The organism is Pseudomonas sp. NFACC46-3 (assembly GCF_900114515.1).
Taxonomy (GTDB): Bacteria; Pseudomonadota; Gammaproteobacteria; order Pseudomonadales; family Pseudomonadaceae; genus Aquipseudomonas; species Aquipseudomonas fluorescens_Q.
Genome location: NZ_FOTH01000013.1, coordinates 110,358 through 125,338 on the forward strand (window position 1 = coordinate 110,358; position 14,981 = coordinate 125,338).

General features: G+C 61.3%; 14 protein-coding genes. 6 read left to right on the forward strand and 8 right to left on the reverse strand.

Annotation, left to right across the window (positions count from 1 at the left end):
* Positions 1–26: 26 nt before the first annotated feature.
* The gene (rep, locus tag BM300_RS15190; RefSeq protein ID WP_092148264.1) at positions 27–2,036 is read left to right on the forward strand and encodes a DNA helicase Rep; all 2,010 of its coding nucleotides are present in this window, start codon (positions 27–29) and stop codon (positions 2,034–2,036) included.
* 57 nt (positions 2,037–2,093) lie between these two features.
* Positions 2,094–2,666: a xanthine phosphoribosyltransferase gene (locus BM300_RS15195; RefSeq protein WP_092148267.1), complete on the forward strand. Its 573-nt coding sequence runs from the start codon at positions 2,094–2,096 to the stop codon at positions 2,664–2,666.
* A 54-nt stretch (positions 2,667–2,720) separates the two neighbouring features.
* Here the strand turns inward: BM300_RS15195 and BM300_RS15200 are convergent, their stop codons facing one another.
* From BM300_RS15200 to dadA, 6 genes are all read right to left on the reverse strand, one after another.
* Positions 2,721–4,643 (reverse strand): acetyl-CoA hydrolase/transferase C-terminal domain-containing protein, encoded by a 1,923-nt coding sequence (locus BM300_RS15200; protein WP_092221273.1) that lies wholly within the window; start codon positions 4,641–4,643, stop codon positions 2,721–2,723.
* Positions 4,644–4,779: 136 nt separating this feature from the next.
* On the reverse strand, positions 4,780–5,193 hold the full coding sequence (locus tag BM300_RS15205) for a c-type cytochrome (RefSeq protein WP_092463240.1): 414 nt from the start codon (positions 5,191–5,193) through the stop codon (positions 4,780–4,782).
* Between the two features lie 182 nt (positions 5,194–5,375).
* The gene (locus tag BM300_RS15210) at positions 5,376–5,924 is read right to left on the reverse strand and encodes a cupin domain-containing protein (protein ID WP_003206841.1); all 549 of its coding nucleotides are present in this window, start codon (positions 5,922–5,924) and stop codon (positions 5,376–5,378) included.
* A gap of 128 nt (positions 5,925–6,052) precedes the next feature.
* Complete coding sequence (alr, locus tag BM300_RS15215; RefSeq protein ID WP_092148273.1) at positions 6,053–7,126, reverse strand: alanine racemase; 1,074 nt, start codon at positions 7,124–7,126, stop codon at positions 6,053–6,055.
* A gap of 97 nt (positions 7,127–7,223) precedes the next feature.
* Positions 7,224–7,577 carry a RidA family protein gene (locus BM300_RS15220; RefSeq protein WP_003206844.1) on the reverse strand — a complete coding sequence of 118 codons (354 nt, stop codon included), beginning with the start codon at positions 7,575–7,577 and terminating at the stop codon, positions 7,224–7,226.
* Positions 7,549–8,853, reverse strand: coding sequence for a D-amino acid dehydrogenase (gene dadA, locus BM300_RS15225; protein WP_092148276.1), 1,305 nt, complete (start codon positions 8,851–8,853; stop codon positions 7,549–7,551). Before dadA ends, BM300_RS15220 begins: the two co-directional genes overlap by 29 nt.
* Positions 8,854–9,008: 155 nt before the next feature.
* On the opposite strand from dadA, the gene BM300_RS15230 reads away from it, so the two are divergent.
* On the forward strand, positions 9,009–9,497 hold the full coding sequence (locus tag BM300_RS15230; protein ID WP_003206849.1) for an Lrp/AsnC ligand binding domain-containing protein: 489 nt from the start codon (positions 9,009–9,011) through the stop codon (positions 9,495–9,497).
* Positions 9,498–9,561: 64 nt separating this feature from the next.
* Here BM300_RS15230 and BM300_RS15235 read toward each other — a convergent pair whose 3' ends face one another.
* The gene (locus BM300_RS15235; protein ID WP_063323814.1) at positions 9,562–9,915 is read right to left on the reverse strand and encodes a YkgJ family cysteine cluster protein; all 354 of its coding nucleotides are present in this window, start codon (positions 9,913–9,915) and stop codon (positions 9,562–9,564) included.
* A gap of 145 nt (positions 9,916–10,060) precedes the next feature.
* Between BM300_RS15235 and BM300_RS15240 the strand changes: the two genes are divergently transcribed.
* Positions 10,061–11,374 (forward strand): NAD(P)/FAD-dependent oxidoreductase, encoded by a 1,314-nt coding sequence (locus BM300_RS15240; RefSeq protein ID WP_092463242.1) that lies wholly within the window; start codon positions 10,061–10,063, stop codon positions 11,372–11,374.
* A 117-nt stretch (positions 11,375–11,491) separates the two neighbouring features.
* Here the strand turns inward: BM300_RS15240 and BM300_RS15245 are convergent, their stop codons facing one another.
* Positions 11,492–11,737: a DUF1127 domain-containing protein gene (locus BM300_RS15245; RefSeq protein ID WP_092221266.1), complete on the reverse strand. Its 246-nt coding sequence runs from the start codon at positions 11,735–11,737 to the stop codon at positions 11,492–11,494.
* Between the two features lie 180 nt (positions 11,738–11,917).
* On the opposite strand from BM300_RS15245, the gene BM300_RS15250 reads away from it, so the two are divergent.
* Both BM300_RS15250 and BM300_RS15255 read left to right on the forward strand, forming a co-directional pair.
* Positions 11,918–13,351, forward strand: a complete 1,434-nt coding sequence (locus tag BM300_RS15250) for an aminotransferase-like domain-containing protein (protein WP_072343125.1) — start codon at positions 11,918–11,920, stop codon at positions 13,349–13,351.
* Between the two features lie 61 nt (positions 13,352–13,412).
* Entirely contained in the window at positions 13,413–14,978 is a 1,566-nt protein-coding gene (locus tag BM300_RS15255; protein ID WP_092463244.1) for a phospholipase D family protein, read from the forward strand.
* Positions 14,979–14,981: the final 3 nt, after the last annotated feature.

Genomic DNA, 14,981 nt, shown 5'->3' on the forward strand with positions numbered 1-14,981 from the left:
TTCGCAAACGACTCCCTGACTCTGTCATGTCCCGACTCAATCCCCGGCAGCAAGAAGCCGTGAACTATGTCGGCGGCCCTCTTTTGGTGCTCGCCGGTGCAGGCTCCGGCAAGACCAGCGTAATCACCCGCAAGATCGCGCACCTGATCCAGAATTGTGGCATCCGCGCCCAGTACATCGTCGCCATGACCTTCACCAACAAGGCCGCCCGGGAAATGAAGGAACGGGTCGGCGGCCTGCTGCGCGCCGGCGAAGGCCGCGGCCTGACGGTCTGCACCTTTCACAACCTGGGCCTGAACATCATCCGCAAGGAACACGCGCGGCTGGGCTACAAGCCGGGCTTCTCGATTTTCGACGAGACCGACGTCAAGGCCCTGATGACCGACATCATGCAGAAGGAATACTCGGGCGACGACGGCGTGGACGAAATCAAGAACATGATCGGCTCGTGGAAAAACGACCTGATCCTGCCGCCACAAGCCCTGGAAAACGCCCGTAATCCCAAGGAACAGACCGCCGCCATCGTCTACACCCACTACCAACGCACCCTCAAGGCGTTCAATGCGGTGGACTTCGACGACCTGATCCTGCTGCCGGTCAAGCTGTTTCAGGACCACGCCGACATCCTCGAAAAATGGCAGAACAAGGTCCGCTACCTGCTGGTGGACGAATACCAGGACACCAACGCCAGCCAATATCTGCTTGTGAAGCTGCTGATCGGCAAACGCAACCAGTTCACCGTGGTGGGCGACGACGACCAGTCGATCTATGCCTGGCGCGGCGCGCGGCCGGAAAACCTGATGCTGCTCAAGGATGACTATCCGTCGCTCAAAGTGGTGATGCTGGAGCAGAACTACCGCTCCACCAGCCGCATCCTGCGCTGTGCCAACGTGCTGATTTCCAACAACCCCCACGAGTTCGAAAAACAACTGTGGAGCGAGATGGGCCACGGCGACGAGATCCGTGTGATCCGTTGCCGCAACGAAGACGCCGAAGCCGAGCGCGTGGCCATGGAAATCCTCAGCCTGCACCTGCGCACCGACCGGCCGTACAGCGACTTCGCGATCCTGTACCGCGGCAACTACCAGGCCAAGCTGATCGAGCTGAAACTGCAGCACCACCAGATTCCTTATCGCCTGTCGGGGGGCAACAGCTTTTTCGGACGCCAGGAAGTGAAGGACCTGATGGCCTACTTCCGCCTGATCGTGAACCCGGACGACGACAACGCCTTCCTGCGGGTGATCAACGTCCCGCGCCGGGAAATCGGTTCGACCACCTTGGAAAAACTCGGTAACTACGCCACCGAGCGCAAGATCTCGATGTACGCCGCCACGGACGAAATCGGCCTGGGCGAGCATCTGGACAGCCGCTTCACCGACCGCCTGGCGCGCTTCAAGCGCTTCATGGACAAGGTTCGCGAACAGTGCGCCGGGGAAGATCCGATTTCAGCACTGCGCAGCATGGTCATGGACATCGACTACGAAAACTGGCTGCGTACCAACAGCTCCAGCGACAAGGCTGCCGACTACCGCATGAGCAACGTCTGGTTCCTGATCGAGGCGTTGAAGAACACCTTGGAAAAAGACGAAGACGGCGACATGACCGTCGAGGACGCCATCGGCAAACTCGTGCTGCGGGACATGCTGGAACGCCAGCAGGAAGAGGAAGACGGCGCCGAAGGTGTGCAGATGATGACGCTGCACGCCTCCAAGGGCTTGGAATTTCCTTACGTGTTCATCATGGGCATGGAAGAAGAAATCCTGCCGCACCGCTCCAGCATCGAGGCCGACACCATCGAGGAAGAACGGCGCCTGGCCTATGTCGGGATTACCCGGGCCCGCCAGACGCTGGCCTTCACCTTTGCCGCCAAGCGCAAGCAATACGGCGAAGTGATCGACTGCGCCCCCAGCCGCTTTCTCGATGAGCTGCCGCCGGACGACCTGGCCTGGGAAGGCAACGACGACACGCCGACGGAAGTCAAAGTCGTTCGCGGCAACAGCGCCCTGGCGGATATACGCGCGATGCTAAAGCGCTAGAATCGACTACTTTTTTCAACGACTTCAGGCGCTCAAGGCGTCATCAGAGGAGGCTTCATGGAAGCCCTGCAGCAGAAAATTCGTGAACAAGGCATCGTGCTTTCCGATCAGGTCCTGAAAGTCGACGCGTTCCTGAACCATCAGATCGACCCACAGTTGATGAAGCTGATCGGCGACGAATTTGCCGCGTTGTTCAAGGACTCGGGCATCACCAAGATCGTCACCATCGAAGCCTCGGGCATTGCCCCGGCGATCATGACCGGGCTGAACCTGGGCGTACCGGTGATCTTCGCCCGCAAGCAACAGTCCCTGACCCTGACGGAAAACCTGCTGTCGGCCACCGTGTATTCGTTCACCAAGAAAACCGAAAGCACCGTCGCCATCAGCCCACGTCACCTGACGAGCAGCGACCGGGTGCTGATCATTGATGACTTCCTGGCCAACGGCAAAGCGTCCCAGGCGCTGATCTCCATCATCAAGCAGGCTGGCGCGACCGTCGCCGGGCTGGGGATCGTGATCGAGAAGTCGTTCCAGGGCGGCCGTGCGGAATTGGATGCCCAGGGCTATCGGGTTGAATCGTTGGCGCGGGTGAAGTCGTTGGCCGGTGGGGTTGTGACCTTCATCGAATAACCCTGTGCCTCCTGTGGGAGCAAGCTCGCTCCCACAAGGGTCTTAGGTGGGTCGCTAAGGCGCAGTAGCCTTGAGCCCCGCCAGCAACAACCGCTGGAACAACTCCTCCTTCAGCCCTTCGGGGCTGGTCAGCTGCATCCGCCCCAAATGCCCGGCAAACTCCCAGGGCTCCGGCGCATCGAGGGCGGCCTTGCCCAGCTCCAGGATCTCGGTGAGCTTGAACTTGCTCTTGAGCCAGTTCAGCGCCCGCAACAGGTCTCGCTCTACGTCGTCAAAATCGCAGCCCAGCGGATACTCCGGAAACAGGTTTGGATGCCGCGCCTGGATCGCCTGCAAACGCTCCGAAGTGTTGTCGGCGAATCGCGGATCGAGACGAAAATCCTTCGGCAACTTACCGGCTTTTTGCGCCTGCTCGATCAGCCCCGGCTGGAAGCGTGAGTCGCTGATGTTCAGCAACGCCTCGATCACCGCGGCGTCGGTCTTGCCGCGCAGGTCGGCGATGCCGTATTCGGTCACCACGATGTCGCGCAAGTGCCGGGGAATCGTGCAATGTCCGTAGTCCCAGACGATATTCGAGCTGATCTCGCCCCCGGCCTCACGCCAACTGCGCAGCAGCAGGATCGAACGCCCACCCTCCAGCGCATGGCCCTGGGCAACGAAGTTGTACTGCCCGCCCACGCCGCTGAGTACCCGCCCGTCCTCCAGCTGATCGGCCACCCCGGCACCCATCAGGGTCATGATGAAGACCGTGTTGATGAAGCGGGCGTCGAGGCGCTGCAGGCGCTTGAGCTGTTCCTGGCCGAACAGCTCGTTGATGTAACTGATGCGCGTCATGTTGAATTCGAGCAGACGGCTTTTCGGCAACTCGCGCAGGCGCTCATAAAAACTGCGCGGCCCGAGGAAAAATCCGCCGTGTATGCAAATGCCGTCAGGTTGCGCCGCCTCATCGAGGGTGCCGGCGTTGGCCCGTTCCTGGGTCGGAACATCGGGATAGACCTTGCGCCGGACGATTCCGGCCTCGGCCAGCACCAGCAAACCGTTGACGAACATTTCACTGCAGCCATAAAGCCCTTTGGCAAACGGCTCGACCCCACCCTCGCGCTCGATCAGTTGCGCCCACTGGCTAAGGTTCAGGTCCGCCAGCAACGCCTGGTAACCGGCGTTATCGGCCTGGCGCGCCAACAGCGCCGCCGTCAATGCATCGCCCATGGCGCCGATGCCGATCTGCAGCGTCCCGCCGTCGCGCACCAAAGTACTGGCGTGCAGGCCGATCAGATGGTCCTGGAAGCCCACCGGCATGTTCGGCGTGGAAAACAACGTGTGGCTGTCCTTCTCGTCGATCAACAGGTCGAAGGCGTCGATGCCGACTTCCGCGTCGCCCGGCATGTAGGGCAAATCGTTGTGCACCTGGCCGACCAGGAGGATGGTCTCCCCGGCCGCCCGCCGCTTGGCGATCATCGGCAGCAGGTCGAGGGTGATGTCCGGATTGCAGCTCAGGCTCAGGCGATCCGGATGCTCAGGGTCGCTCGCCACCAACTGCGCCACCAGATTCAAGCCGGCAGCGTTGATGTCCCGGGCAGCATGGCTGTAGTTGCTGCTGACGTAGCTCTGCTGGGCCGAGGCGCTGTGCAGCAGGCTGCCCGGCTGCATGAAGAACTGCTCGACTCGTATGTTGGGTGGCAGGCTGTCCTGATGCAGGTCGGCCAGGTAATCCAGTTCGGGATAGTCGCCGAAGACCCGTTCGACAAAGGGCTCGAGGAAGCGCTTCTGCAGACCATCGCCCAATTTCGGTCGGCCCAGGCTCAGGGCCGTATAGATGGTCAACTGCCGCTCGGGCAGTTGTGCAATGCGCCGGTACAGCGCGTTGGCGAACAGGTTGGGTTTGCCTAGCCCCAGGGGCATGCCGAGATGAATATGCGCGGGCAGGCGCTCGAGCACGTCATCCACCGCCTGTTCGATTGAACACAACTGCACCATCGGACCCTCCTGGACACTCCATGAATGTGGGTTGGACCGAGCTTGCCGGGTCTTGGTTGCGATGAACAGCCCTGGAAAACCCCGGGGCACAAAAAAGCCGCTCGTAAGCGGCTTTTTTGCGCAAGATATCGGCGTATTACAGGCCGGACATCTCTTTGATGGCGCCCTTGAGGTCGTCATCCGAGCAATCGGCGCAGGTGCCCTTAGGCGGCATGGCATTGACGCCGGTAATGGCCTTGGCCAGGATGCCGTCGAGGCCGCCCTGGTGATCGGCGCGCTCTTTCCAGGCCGCCTTGTCACCGATTTTCGGCGCGCCCAGCAGGCCTGTGCCGTGGCAAGCGTTGCAATGCTTTGCAATCACGTCAGCCGGCTTCTTGGCACCACCCGCGCCGCCAGCGGCAGCGGCAACTTCCATGCCTTTGCATTCTTTCCCCTGGACGCAGACCTGGCCAACCGGTTCGAGGCGCTTGGCGATTTCGTCGGTGGTCGCCGCTTGGGCACTGACTGCCCATAGGGCCAATACGGTTGCTGGTGCAGCCAGCATTTTCATAATTAGGTTCACGCGTACACCCTCAATGGTGGCTAGTCACGCCTGCGGCCACGGTTTGCAGGCGGGCGCAAGTATAGCGGTAAGGCCGTCACACTGAAACAACCCCAAAGTCGCAAGGGTCTTGTTTGCAATGACGGTTACTTCCCTGGGCGCCTTTGCCGCAGGGGCCGGCGCCGCTTTTTCTAGAAATTGGCCGGCGTGGCTGCGCTGATCAGTCGCGCCGGCACGTCGAACGGATTACGAAAACGGTGGGGCTTGGTGCTTTCGAAATAGTAGCTGTCGCCCGCTTCAAGCACGAAGGTTTCGACACCAACCACCAGTTCCAGCCGCCCCTCCACCAGGATCCCGGTTTCCTCGCCCTCATGGGTGAGCATTTCTTCACCGGTGTCGGCGCCAGGCGGATAGATTTCGTTGAGGAAGGCGATCGCCCGGCTTGGGTGTGCCCTGCCCACCAGCTTCATGGTCACGGCGCCGTCGGAGATGTCGATCAGTTCGTTGGCTTTATAAACGATCTGAGTCGGTTTCTCCTGAAGGATTTCTTCGGAGAAAAACTCGACCATGGACATGGGAATCCCGCCAAGGACCTTACGCAGCGAGCTGATCGAGGGGCTGACGCTGTTCTTCTCGATCATTGAAATAGTGCTGTTGGTGACGCCCGCACGCTTGGCGAGCTCACGCTGGGAAAGGCCTTTGAGTTTACGAATGGATTGCAGTCGTTCACCGACGTCCAATGCTGGAGCCTCCAGGGAATCAGGTTGTGAGGAAAGTGAGCGTTATCATGGCGACAGCGTTCAGTATTTACAACACTTGGACCCGAATCCTGTGCGGTGAAGCGACTTTCGGTAGCCGACGCCGTACGTCAATGCCCGGAATAGAGCCGTGGCACCCGCCGCAGGTTGCAGAAAATCTGATAGGGGATCGTGTCGGCGGCCTTGGCAACGTCGCTGGCAAGGATGTTCTTGCCCCACAACTCCACGGTCGAGCCGAGCCCGGCCTGGGGGACATCGGTCAAGTCGACACACAGCATGTCCATCGACACCCGCCCGACCAGTTGGCTGCGCTGCCCATCCACCAGCACCGGCGTACCGTTCGGCGCCTGGCGCGGGTAGCCGTCGGCATACCCCATGGCGACCACCCCGACCCGGGTCGGTTGCGTGGTTACAAAACGGGCACCGTAGCCCACCGGTTCGCCAGCGGGCAATTCGCGCACGCAGATGATCTTCGACTCCAGCGTCATCACCGGTTGCAGGCGCGAGGCGACGGCGTTGGGCTCGTCGAAGGGCGTGGCCCCGTAGAGCATGATGCCCGGGCGCACCCAGTCGCTGGGTACCTGCGGCCAGCCCAGCACGGCCGGTGAGTTGCGCAGGCTGATCTGCGCCACCAGGCCCTGGCGGGCTTTGTCGAATATCGCCAGTTGCTCAGTGCTGCTGGGATCGTGCAGTTCATCGGCACGGGCGAAGTGACTCATCAAGACAATCTTCGCCACCTTGCCGCTGGCGAGCAGGCGACGGTAGGCCGCTTGGTAATCCGCCGGATGCAGGCCGACCCGGTGCATACCGGAATCGAGCTTGAGCCAGACCGTGATCGGCTGGCTCAGCGCGGCTTTTTCAATCGCTTCGAGCTGCCACAACGAATGCACCACGCACCAGAAATCGTGCTCGACGATCAACGGCAGCTCACTGGCCTCGAAAAAACCCTCCAGCAGCAGGATCGGTCCGCGGATCCCACCGGCCCGCAGTTCCAGGGCTTCTTCGATGCAGGCCACGGCAAACCCGTCTGCCGTGTCCTGCAGCGCCTCGGCGCAACGCACCGCGCCGTGCCCGTAGGCGTCGGCCTTGATCACCGCAAGGGCCTTGGCCCCCGTGACTTCGCGGGCCAATTGGTAATTGTGACGCAGGGCTTGGAGATCGATCAGGGCACGGGCAGGACGCATGGCGGCAGGCTTCTAGGCGGTCATGAATAAAAAACCGGTGCTGGCTGACAGCATGAACCACCAACAGCACCGGGAGAGGGATCGTTTGGGCCGGTATTTAAGGCAACGCGGCCACGACGGACAGCTCTACCAGGATCTCCGGTTCGCACAGCTTGGCTTCCACCGTGGCGCGGGCCGGGGCGACGCCCTTGGGCAACCATTTGTCCCAAACCGCGTTCATGCCTTCGAAGTGAGCCTCGATGTCCTTCAAGTAGATCGTCACCGATAGCAAACGATTCTTGTCGGTTCCGGCCAGGTCCAGCAAGCGCTCGATATTGGCCAGGCTTTCGCGGGTCTGCTGTTCAATACCGGCGTTCATGTCGTCGCCGACCTGTCCGGCCAGGTAAACGGTGCCGTTGTGCACGACAACCTGGCTCATGCGGTCATTGGTGAGCTGGCGCTGGATTGACATGTTTTGCAGACTCCTGGTGTTTGCTGCCATAACGGGAAATATCGAGGCCTTCGGCGCTGATCTGCGGCTTTTTCTTCGCCATCAGGTCGGCCAACAGGCGACCGGAACCACAGGCCATGGTCCATCCAAGGGTGCCATGGCCGGTGTTCAGGAACAGATTCTTGAAGGGCGTGGCGCCCACGATTGGCGTTCCGTCCGGAGTGGTCGGGCGCAAGCCGGTCCAGAAACTCGCCTCGGCCAGATTGCCGCCCTGAGGATAAAGGTCGTTGACGATCATCTCCAGGGTTTCGCGCCGACGTGGGTTGAGAGACAGGTCAAAACCGGCGATTTCCGCCATGCCGCCCACCCGAATACGGTTGTCGAAGCGGGTGATCGCGACCTTATAGGTTTCGTCGAGAATGGTCGAAGTCGGCGCCATCGCCGGGTTGGTGATCGGCACGGTCAGGGAGTAGCCCTTGAGCGGATACACCGGTGCACGGATCCCGAGAGGCTTGAGCAGTTGCGGCGAGTAGCTGCCCAGGGCGAGGACGTAGCGGTCGGCGGTTTCCAGCTTGCCGTCGATCCAGACACCGTTGATGCGGTCACCGGCGAAGTCCAGGCGCTGGATATCCTGGCCGAAGCGGAATTGCACTCCGAGCTTCTCGGCCATTTCCGCCAAGCGCGTGGTAAACATCTGGCAGTCGCCGGTCTGGTCGTTGGGCAGGCGCAAGGCACCGGCCAGAATGTCGGTGACATTGGCCAGGGCCGGCTCGACCCGGGCGATGCCTTCGCGGTCGAGTACTTCGAACGGCACACCCGACTCTTTCAGCACGGCGATGTCTTTTGCCGCGCCGTCGAGCTGGGCCTGGGTGCGGAACAGCTGGGTGGTCCCCAGGCTACGGCCCTCGTAGGCAATGCCGGTTTCGGCGCGCAGCTCGTCGAGGCAGTCACGGCTGTACTCGGACAGGCGCACCATGCGCTCCTTGTTGATCGCATAGCGGCTGGCGGTGCAGTTGCGCAGCATCTGTGCCATCCACAGGTATTGGTCAATATCGGCCGTGGCCTTGATCGCCAGCGGCGCGTGGCGCTGCAGCAGCCACTTGATGGCCTTGAGCGGTACACCCGGTGCGGCCCACGGCGAGGCATAACCCGGCGACACCTGGCCGGCGTTGGCGAAACTGGTTTCCATGGCAGGCGCCGGCTGACGGTCGACCACCACCACTTCAAACCCGGCACGGGCCAGATAATAAGCACTGACGGTACCGATGACGCCGCTACCCAAGACCAGAACGCGCATGTTGATGCCCTCATCGCGGATAACCGCTGACGTTTGTTGTACATAGCTTTGATGGTCGCAGTGTAAAAAAGATCAGCCAGTGCTTTTCACTATATAAACGCCTATATTTGGCGAGAATTCTCGGCAAAAACCCTTTTCACGGAGGCGCATCACCTGTGCGTACCAACACCCAGACCAAACGTGAGCTGGACAAGATCGACCGCAATATCCTGCGCATTCTCCAGGCGGACGGGCGCATCTCCTTCACCGAGCTGGGGGAAAAGGTCGGCCTCTCCACCACGCCCTGCACCGAGCGGGTACGGCGCCTGGAGCGTGAGGGCATCATCATGGGCTACAACGCCCGGCTCAATCCGCAGCACTTGAAGGGTAGCCTGCTGGTGTTTGTCGAGATCAGCCTCGACTACAAATCCGGCGACACGTTCGAAGAGTTCCGACGCGCCGTGCTGAAACTGCCTCACGTGTTGGAATGTCACTTGGTGTCAGGGGATTTCGACTATCTGGTGAAAGCACGGATTTCCGAGATGGCTTCGTACCGCAAGCTGCTGGGGGACATCCTGCTCAAGCTGCCCCATGTGCGTGAATCCAAGAGCTACATCGTGATGGAAGAGGTGAAGGAGAGCTTGAACCTGCCGATTCCGGATTGAGCCTGGCTCCGGACCGCTTTCGCGAGCGGGCAGCATTCCCACGCGAAACATGGGAACGATCTCACTAGACTAGAACCTGCCGATTAGCAGCCATGTATTCATGAATCTGCTTCTCGACCCGCGGATGAATCAATTCCACCGGCCGCCGTCCATTGGGACACGGCAAGGTCGCCGTGGTGCCGAACAGCCGGCAGATCAGCGGGCGCTCGTCGTAGACGGTGCAACCGTCAGGCCCCAAGTGCACGCAGTCGAGTGCGTCCATGGCCGCGTCCTGTTCGGCCCGGGTCTTGCGGGGCAAGCGGGCCATTTCCTCGGGCGAGGTGGTCACCGGACCACAGCAGTCATGGCAGCCCGGTACGCACTCGAACGAGGGAATCTGCTGGCGTAGCGTGCGGATTTTTTGACTGTTGCAGCTCATCGAGGCGGTTACCGAAGGAGACGGTCCAGGATTCTGCCTTAAAAGCCGCGCACCAGACAGCGCCAGCCGACCGGTGTTGCCCAGTAAGGAATCGCCAGCTTATGCTCCGTAAAATTTCTCAAACACAAAAATCAGGATTACGCACATGAACGCCCGTGTTCAGCAACCTGTCCCGAGCCACGCGCACGCCGCCTCTTATTACGCCGCCAGCAGCCTGCCGCAACCGGACCATCCGCTGCTGCAGGGTGAACGGCTGGCGGATGTCTGCGTGGTCGGCGGCGGGTTCTCCGGGTTGAACACGGCCATCGAACTGGCCGAGCGCGGCATGAGCGTGGTGCTGCTGGAAGCGCACCGGATCGGCTGGGGCGCCAGCGGGCGCAACGGCGGCCAATTGATTCGTGGCGTCGGCCATGGCCTCGATCAGTTTGCGCCGATCATCGGCGCCGACGGCGTGCGCCAGATGAAGCTCATGGGCCTTGAGGCCGTGGAAATCGTCCGACAGCGCGTCGAGCGTTTCCAGATCCCGTGCGACCTCACCTGGGGTTACTGCGACCTCGCCAACAAGCCCAGCGACCTGGAGGGCTTCGCCGAAGACGCCGAAGAACTGCGCAGCCTGGGTTATCGCCATCCGACCCGACTGCTGCAAGCCAACGAAATGCACAGCGTCGTGGGTTCGGATCGCTACGTCGGTGGGTTGATCGACATGGGCTCGGGGCATCTGCATCCACTGAACCTGGCCCTGGGCGAAGCCGCCGCCGCGCAACAGCTGGGGGTCAGGCTGTTCGAGCAATCGGCGGTCACACACATCGACTACGGTCCTGAAGTGAAGGTGCACACCCAACAGGGCTCGGTCCGCGCCAAAACGCTGGTGCTGGGCTGCAACGCTTACCTCAATGGACTCAATCCGCAACTGGGCGGCAAGGTGCTGCCCGCTGGCAGCTACATCATCGCCACCGAACCCTTGAGCCAGGCCCAGGCGCAGGCGTTGTTGCCACAGAACATGGCGGTCTGCGATCAACGCGTGGCCCTGGATTACTATCGGCTTTCGGCGGATCGCCGCTTGCTGTTCGGCGGGGCCTGTCACTATTCCGGTCGCGACCCGCAGGATATTGGCGCCTACATGCGTCCGAAGATGCTCAAGGTGTTCCCGCAATTGGCGGATGTGAAAATCGATTATCAATGGGGCGGGATGATTGGTATCGGCGCCAACCGTTTGCCACAGATCGGTCGGCTCAAGGACCAACCCAATGTGTATTACGCCCAGGCCTATTCCGGCCATGGGGTGAATGCCACGCACCTGGCTGGCAAATTGTTGGCCGAAGCCATCAGCGGGCAACACAGCAGCGGTTTCGATCTGTTCGCCCAGGTCCCGCACATGACCTTCCCGGGAGGCAAGCATTTGCGCTCACCGCTGTTGGCGCTGGGGATGTTGTGGCATCGGTTGAAAGAGCTGGTTTAGTCCCGGATCCGGTGGCGAGGGAGCTTGCTCCCGCTCGGTTGCGCAGCAACCGCAAAAAGAAGGTCTGCTACGCAGCCCAGCGGGAGCAAGCTCCCTCGCCACCGGGTTCCTATTGCTTCAAAGCCGCCAGAACGGTTTGAGCCCCTCCTCCCGTGCCTGCTCCCGACTCAGCCCGATGTCACGCAACTGTTCGGGTGTAAGTTCCAACAAGGCCTTGCGTGTATGCAGACGATGCCAGAACAGGGCCCAGCGGTTCAGGCCGGACGGCGCATTGCGCAATGTCGCGCTGCGCAGCCCTTTCTCTCGCCCTGCCGCCAATTCCTGACTGTGTAACGTCAGCCGCACATCGCTCAAGCCGTTCATTTTGATCGCTCCTGTTTACTTGGGTAGCCAGAGGTTTCATGATGCGCGGACGGCTTGAAGCGATACAGATTCAACTGATTTCTTTTATAAGCATACAGATTCAGCATTAACGGCACTGAATTGCCATTTTCCACCCCAACTGTATTGGTTGCAGTTACCTCATCTCATCGGGAGCGCACCATGACCCTCTACGTGAACCTCGCCGAATTGCTCGGTACCCGCATCGAACAGGGCTTCTACCGCCCCGGCGACCGGCTGCCATCAGTGCGGGCATTGAGCACGGAACATGGGGTCAGCTTGAGTACGGTGCAGCAGGCCTATCGCGTGCTGGAAGACAGCGGGCTGGCGATGCCGAGGCCCAAGTCCGGCTATTTCGTACCCGTGGGCCGCGAACTGCCGGACCTGCCGGTGGTAGGCCGTCCGGCCCAGCGCCCAGTGGATATTTCCCAGTGGGACCAGGTGCTGGAACTGATCCGCGCCGTACCGCGCCCGGACGTGGTGCAACTGGGACGCGGCATGCCGGATATCCATTCGCCGACCATGAAACCGCTGCTGCGCAGCCTGGCGCAGATCAGCCGCCGACAAGACATGCCCGGCCTGTATTACGACAACATCTACGGCAACCTCGCGCTACGTGAACAGATCGCCCGGCTGTCGCTGGACTCCGGCTGCCAGCTGGGGCCCAACGACTTGATCGTCACCACTGGCTGTCATGAGGCCCTGTCGGTCAGCATCCGTGCCACCTGCGAACAAGGCGATATCGTCGCAGTGGATTCACCCAGCTTTCACGGGGCCATGCAAACCCTCAAGGGCCTGGGCATGAAGGCTTTGGAAATCCCCACCGACCCGCTCACCGGCATCAGCCTCGATGCCCTGGAACTGGCGTTGGAGCAATGGCCGATCAAGGCCATACAGTTGACTCCCAGCTGCAATAACCCGCTGGGCTACATCATGCCCGACGCTAATAAACGCGCGCTGCTGACCCTGGCACAGCGCTTCGACGTGGCGATCATCGAAGATGATGTGTATGGCGAGCTGGCCTACACCTACCCTCGCCCGCGCACCATCAAGTCCTTCGATGAAGACGGCCGCGTCCTGCTCTGCAGTTCTTTTTCCAAGACCCTGGCGCCAGGACTGCGCATTGGCTGGGTCGCGCCGGGCCGGTATCTGGAGCGGGTACTGCACATGAAATACATCAGCACCGGCTCCACCGCGCCACAACCGCAGATCGCCATTGCCGAATTTCTCAAGGGTGGGCATTTCGAACCCCATTTACGCCGGATGCGTACGCAATACCAGCGCAATCGCGACGTGATGATCGATTGGGTCAGCCGCTATTTCCCACCGGGCACCCGGGCCAGTCGCCCGCGGGGCAGCTTCATGCTGTGGGTCGAATTGCCGGAAGGCTTCGACACGCTGAAGCTCAATCGGGTCCTGCTCGACCAAGGCGTGCAGGTCGCTGTCGGCAGCATCTTTTCGGCATCGGGCAAGTACCGCAACTGCCTGCGGATGAACTACGCTGCCAAGCCAACGGCCCAGATCGAAGAGGCCGTACGCAAGGTAGGAACCGCCGCTATCGCGTTGTTGAACGAAACCCAGCGCGACGTCGTCTGAACTTTACCCAGGGAAGCAGCACCCAACAGCCGATCAACGTGAACAAGCGGAACGATCCTACGTGAGATCCAGACCGATCCTGCCTGCGCTGCTGTTAGTCGCCTCACTGCTGAGCGGCTGCGCCGGTCTTGATGTCACCCGCGAGCCCTCCCAGGCCTTACCGGCCGCCGAATCTTCGTTCGGCCGCTCGGTCCAGGCCCAGGCTGCCGCCCATGAAGGACGCTCGGGCTTTCGGCTGCTATCGGACAGCACCGACGCGTTCATTGCCCGGGCCGAGTTGATTCGCCACGCCCAAGGCAGCCTGGATTTGCAGTACTACATCGTCCATGACGGCATCAGCACGCGGATGCTGGTAGATGAATTGCTCAAGGCCGCCGACCGGGGCGTGCGCATACGGATATTGCTGGACGACACCACCAGCGATGGCCAGGATCAGATCATCGCCACCCTCGCCGCTCATCCGCAGATCCAGATCCGCCTGTTCAACCCGCTGCACCTGGGACGTGCCACCGGCGTGACTCGCAGCCTCGGCCGCCTGCTCAACCTTTCGCAGCAACACCGCCGGATGCACAACAAGCTGTGGCTGGCGGATAACAGCATGGCCATCGTCGGCGGTCGCAACCTGGGCGATGAGTATTTCGACGCCGAACCCAACCTGAACTTCACCGACATCGACCTGCTCAGTGTCGGCCCGGTGGCCGAACAACTGGGTCACAGCTTCGACCAGTACTGGAACAGCGCCCTGAGCAAACCCATCGAGCAGTTCCTGTCCCATCGCCCCACGCCCAAGGACCTGGCCAACAGCCGCCTGCACCTGCAAGAATCCATGGAGCAGACCCAAAAGGAAAATCACGCGCTCTACCAACAGCTGACCGCCTACAAAACCCAACCGCGCCTGGACACTTGGCGCGATCAGCTGATCTGGGCCTGGAACCAGGCACTGTGGGACGCGCCCAGCAAAGTGCTGGCCAAGGACGAACCGGACCCTCAACTGTTGTTGACCACCCAACTGGCCCCCGAGCTGACGGGTGTCAGCAAAGAACTGATCATGATTTCCGCCTACTTCGTCCCCGGCCAGCCAGGCTTGGTGTACCTGACCAGTCGCGCCGATGCCGGCGTGTCGGTGAGCCTGCTGACCAACTCCCTGGAAGCCACCGACGTGCCCGCCGTGCACGGCGGCTATGCACCGTACCGCAAGGCCCTGTTGCAACATGGCGTACGCCTGTTCGAACTGCGACGACAACCGGGCGACACCGGCAGCAGCCCGCACCTGTTCTACAGCAAATCCTACGGCGAATCGGACTCCAGCCTGCACAGCAAGGCGATCATCTTCGACCAGCAGAAATCGTTCATCGGCTCGTTCAATTTCGACCCGCGCTCGGTGCTGTGGAACACCGAAGTCGGCGTGCTGGTGGACAGCCCTGAACTCGCCAGCCAAGTGCGCGAACTGGCCTTGCAGGGCATGGCGCCAGCCCTGAGCTATCAGGCCAGGCTGGAGGATGGAACGCTCGTCTGGACCACCGAAGACAATGGCCAGACGCACGACCTGAACCGCGAACCGGGCAGTTGGTGGCGCCGATTCAATGCCTGGTTCAGCACGACGATCGGGTTGGAGCGGATGCTGTAGGGG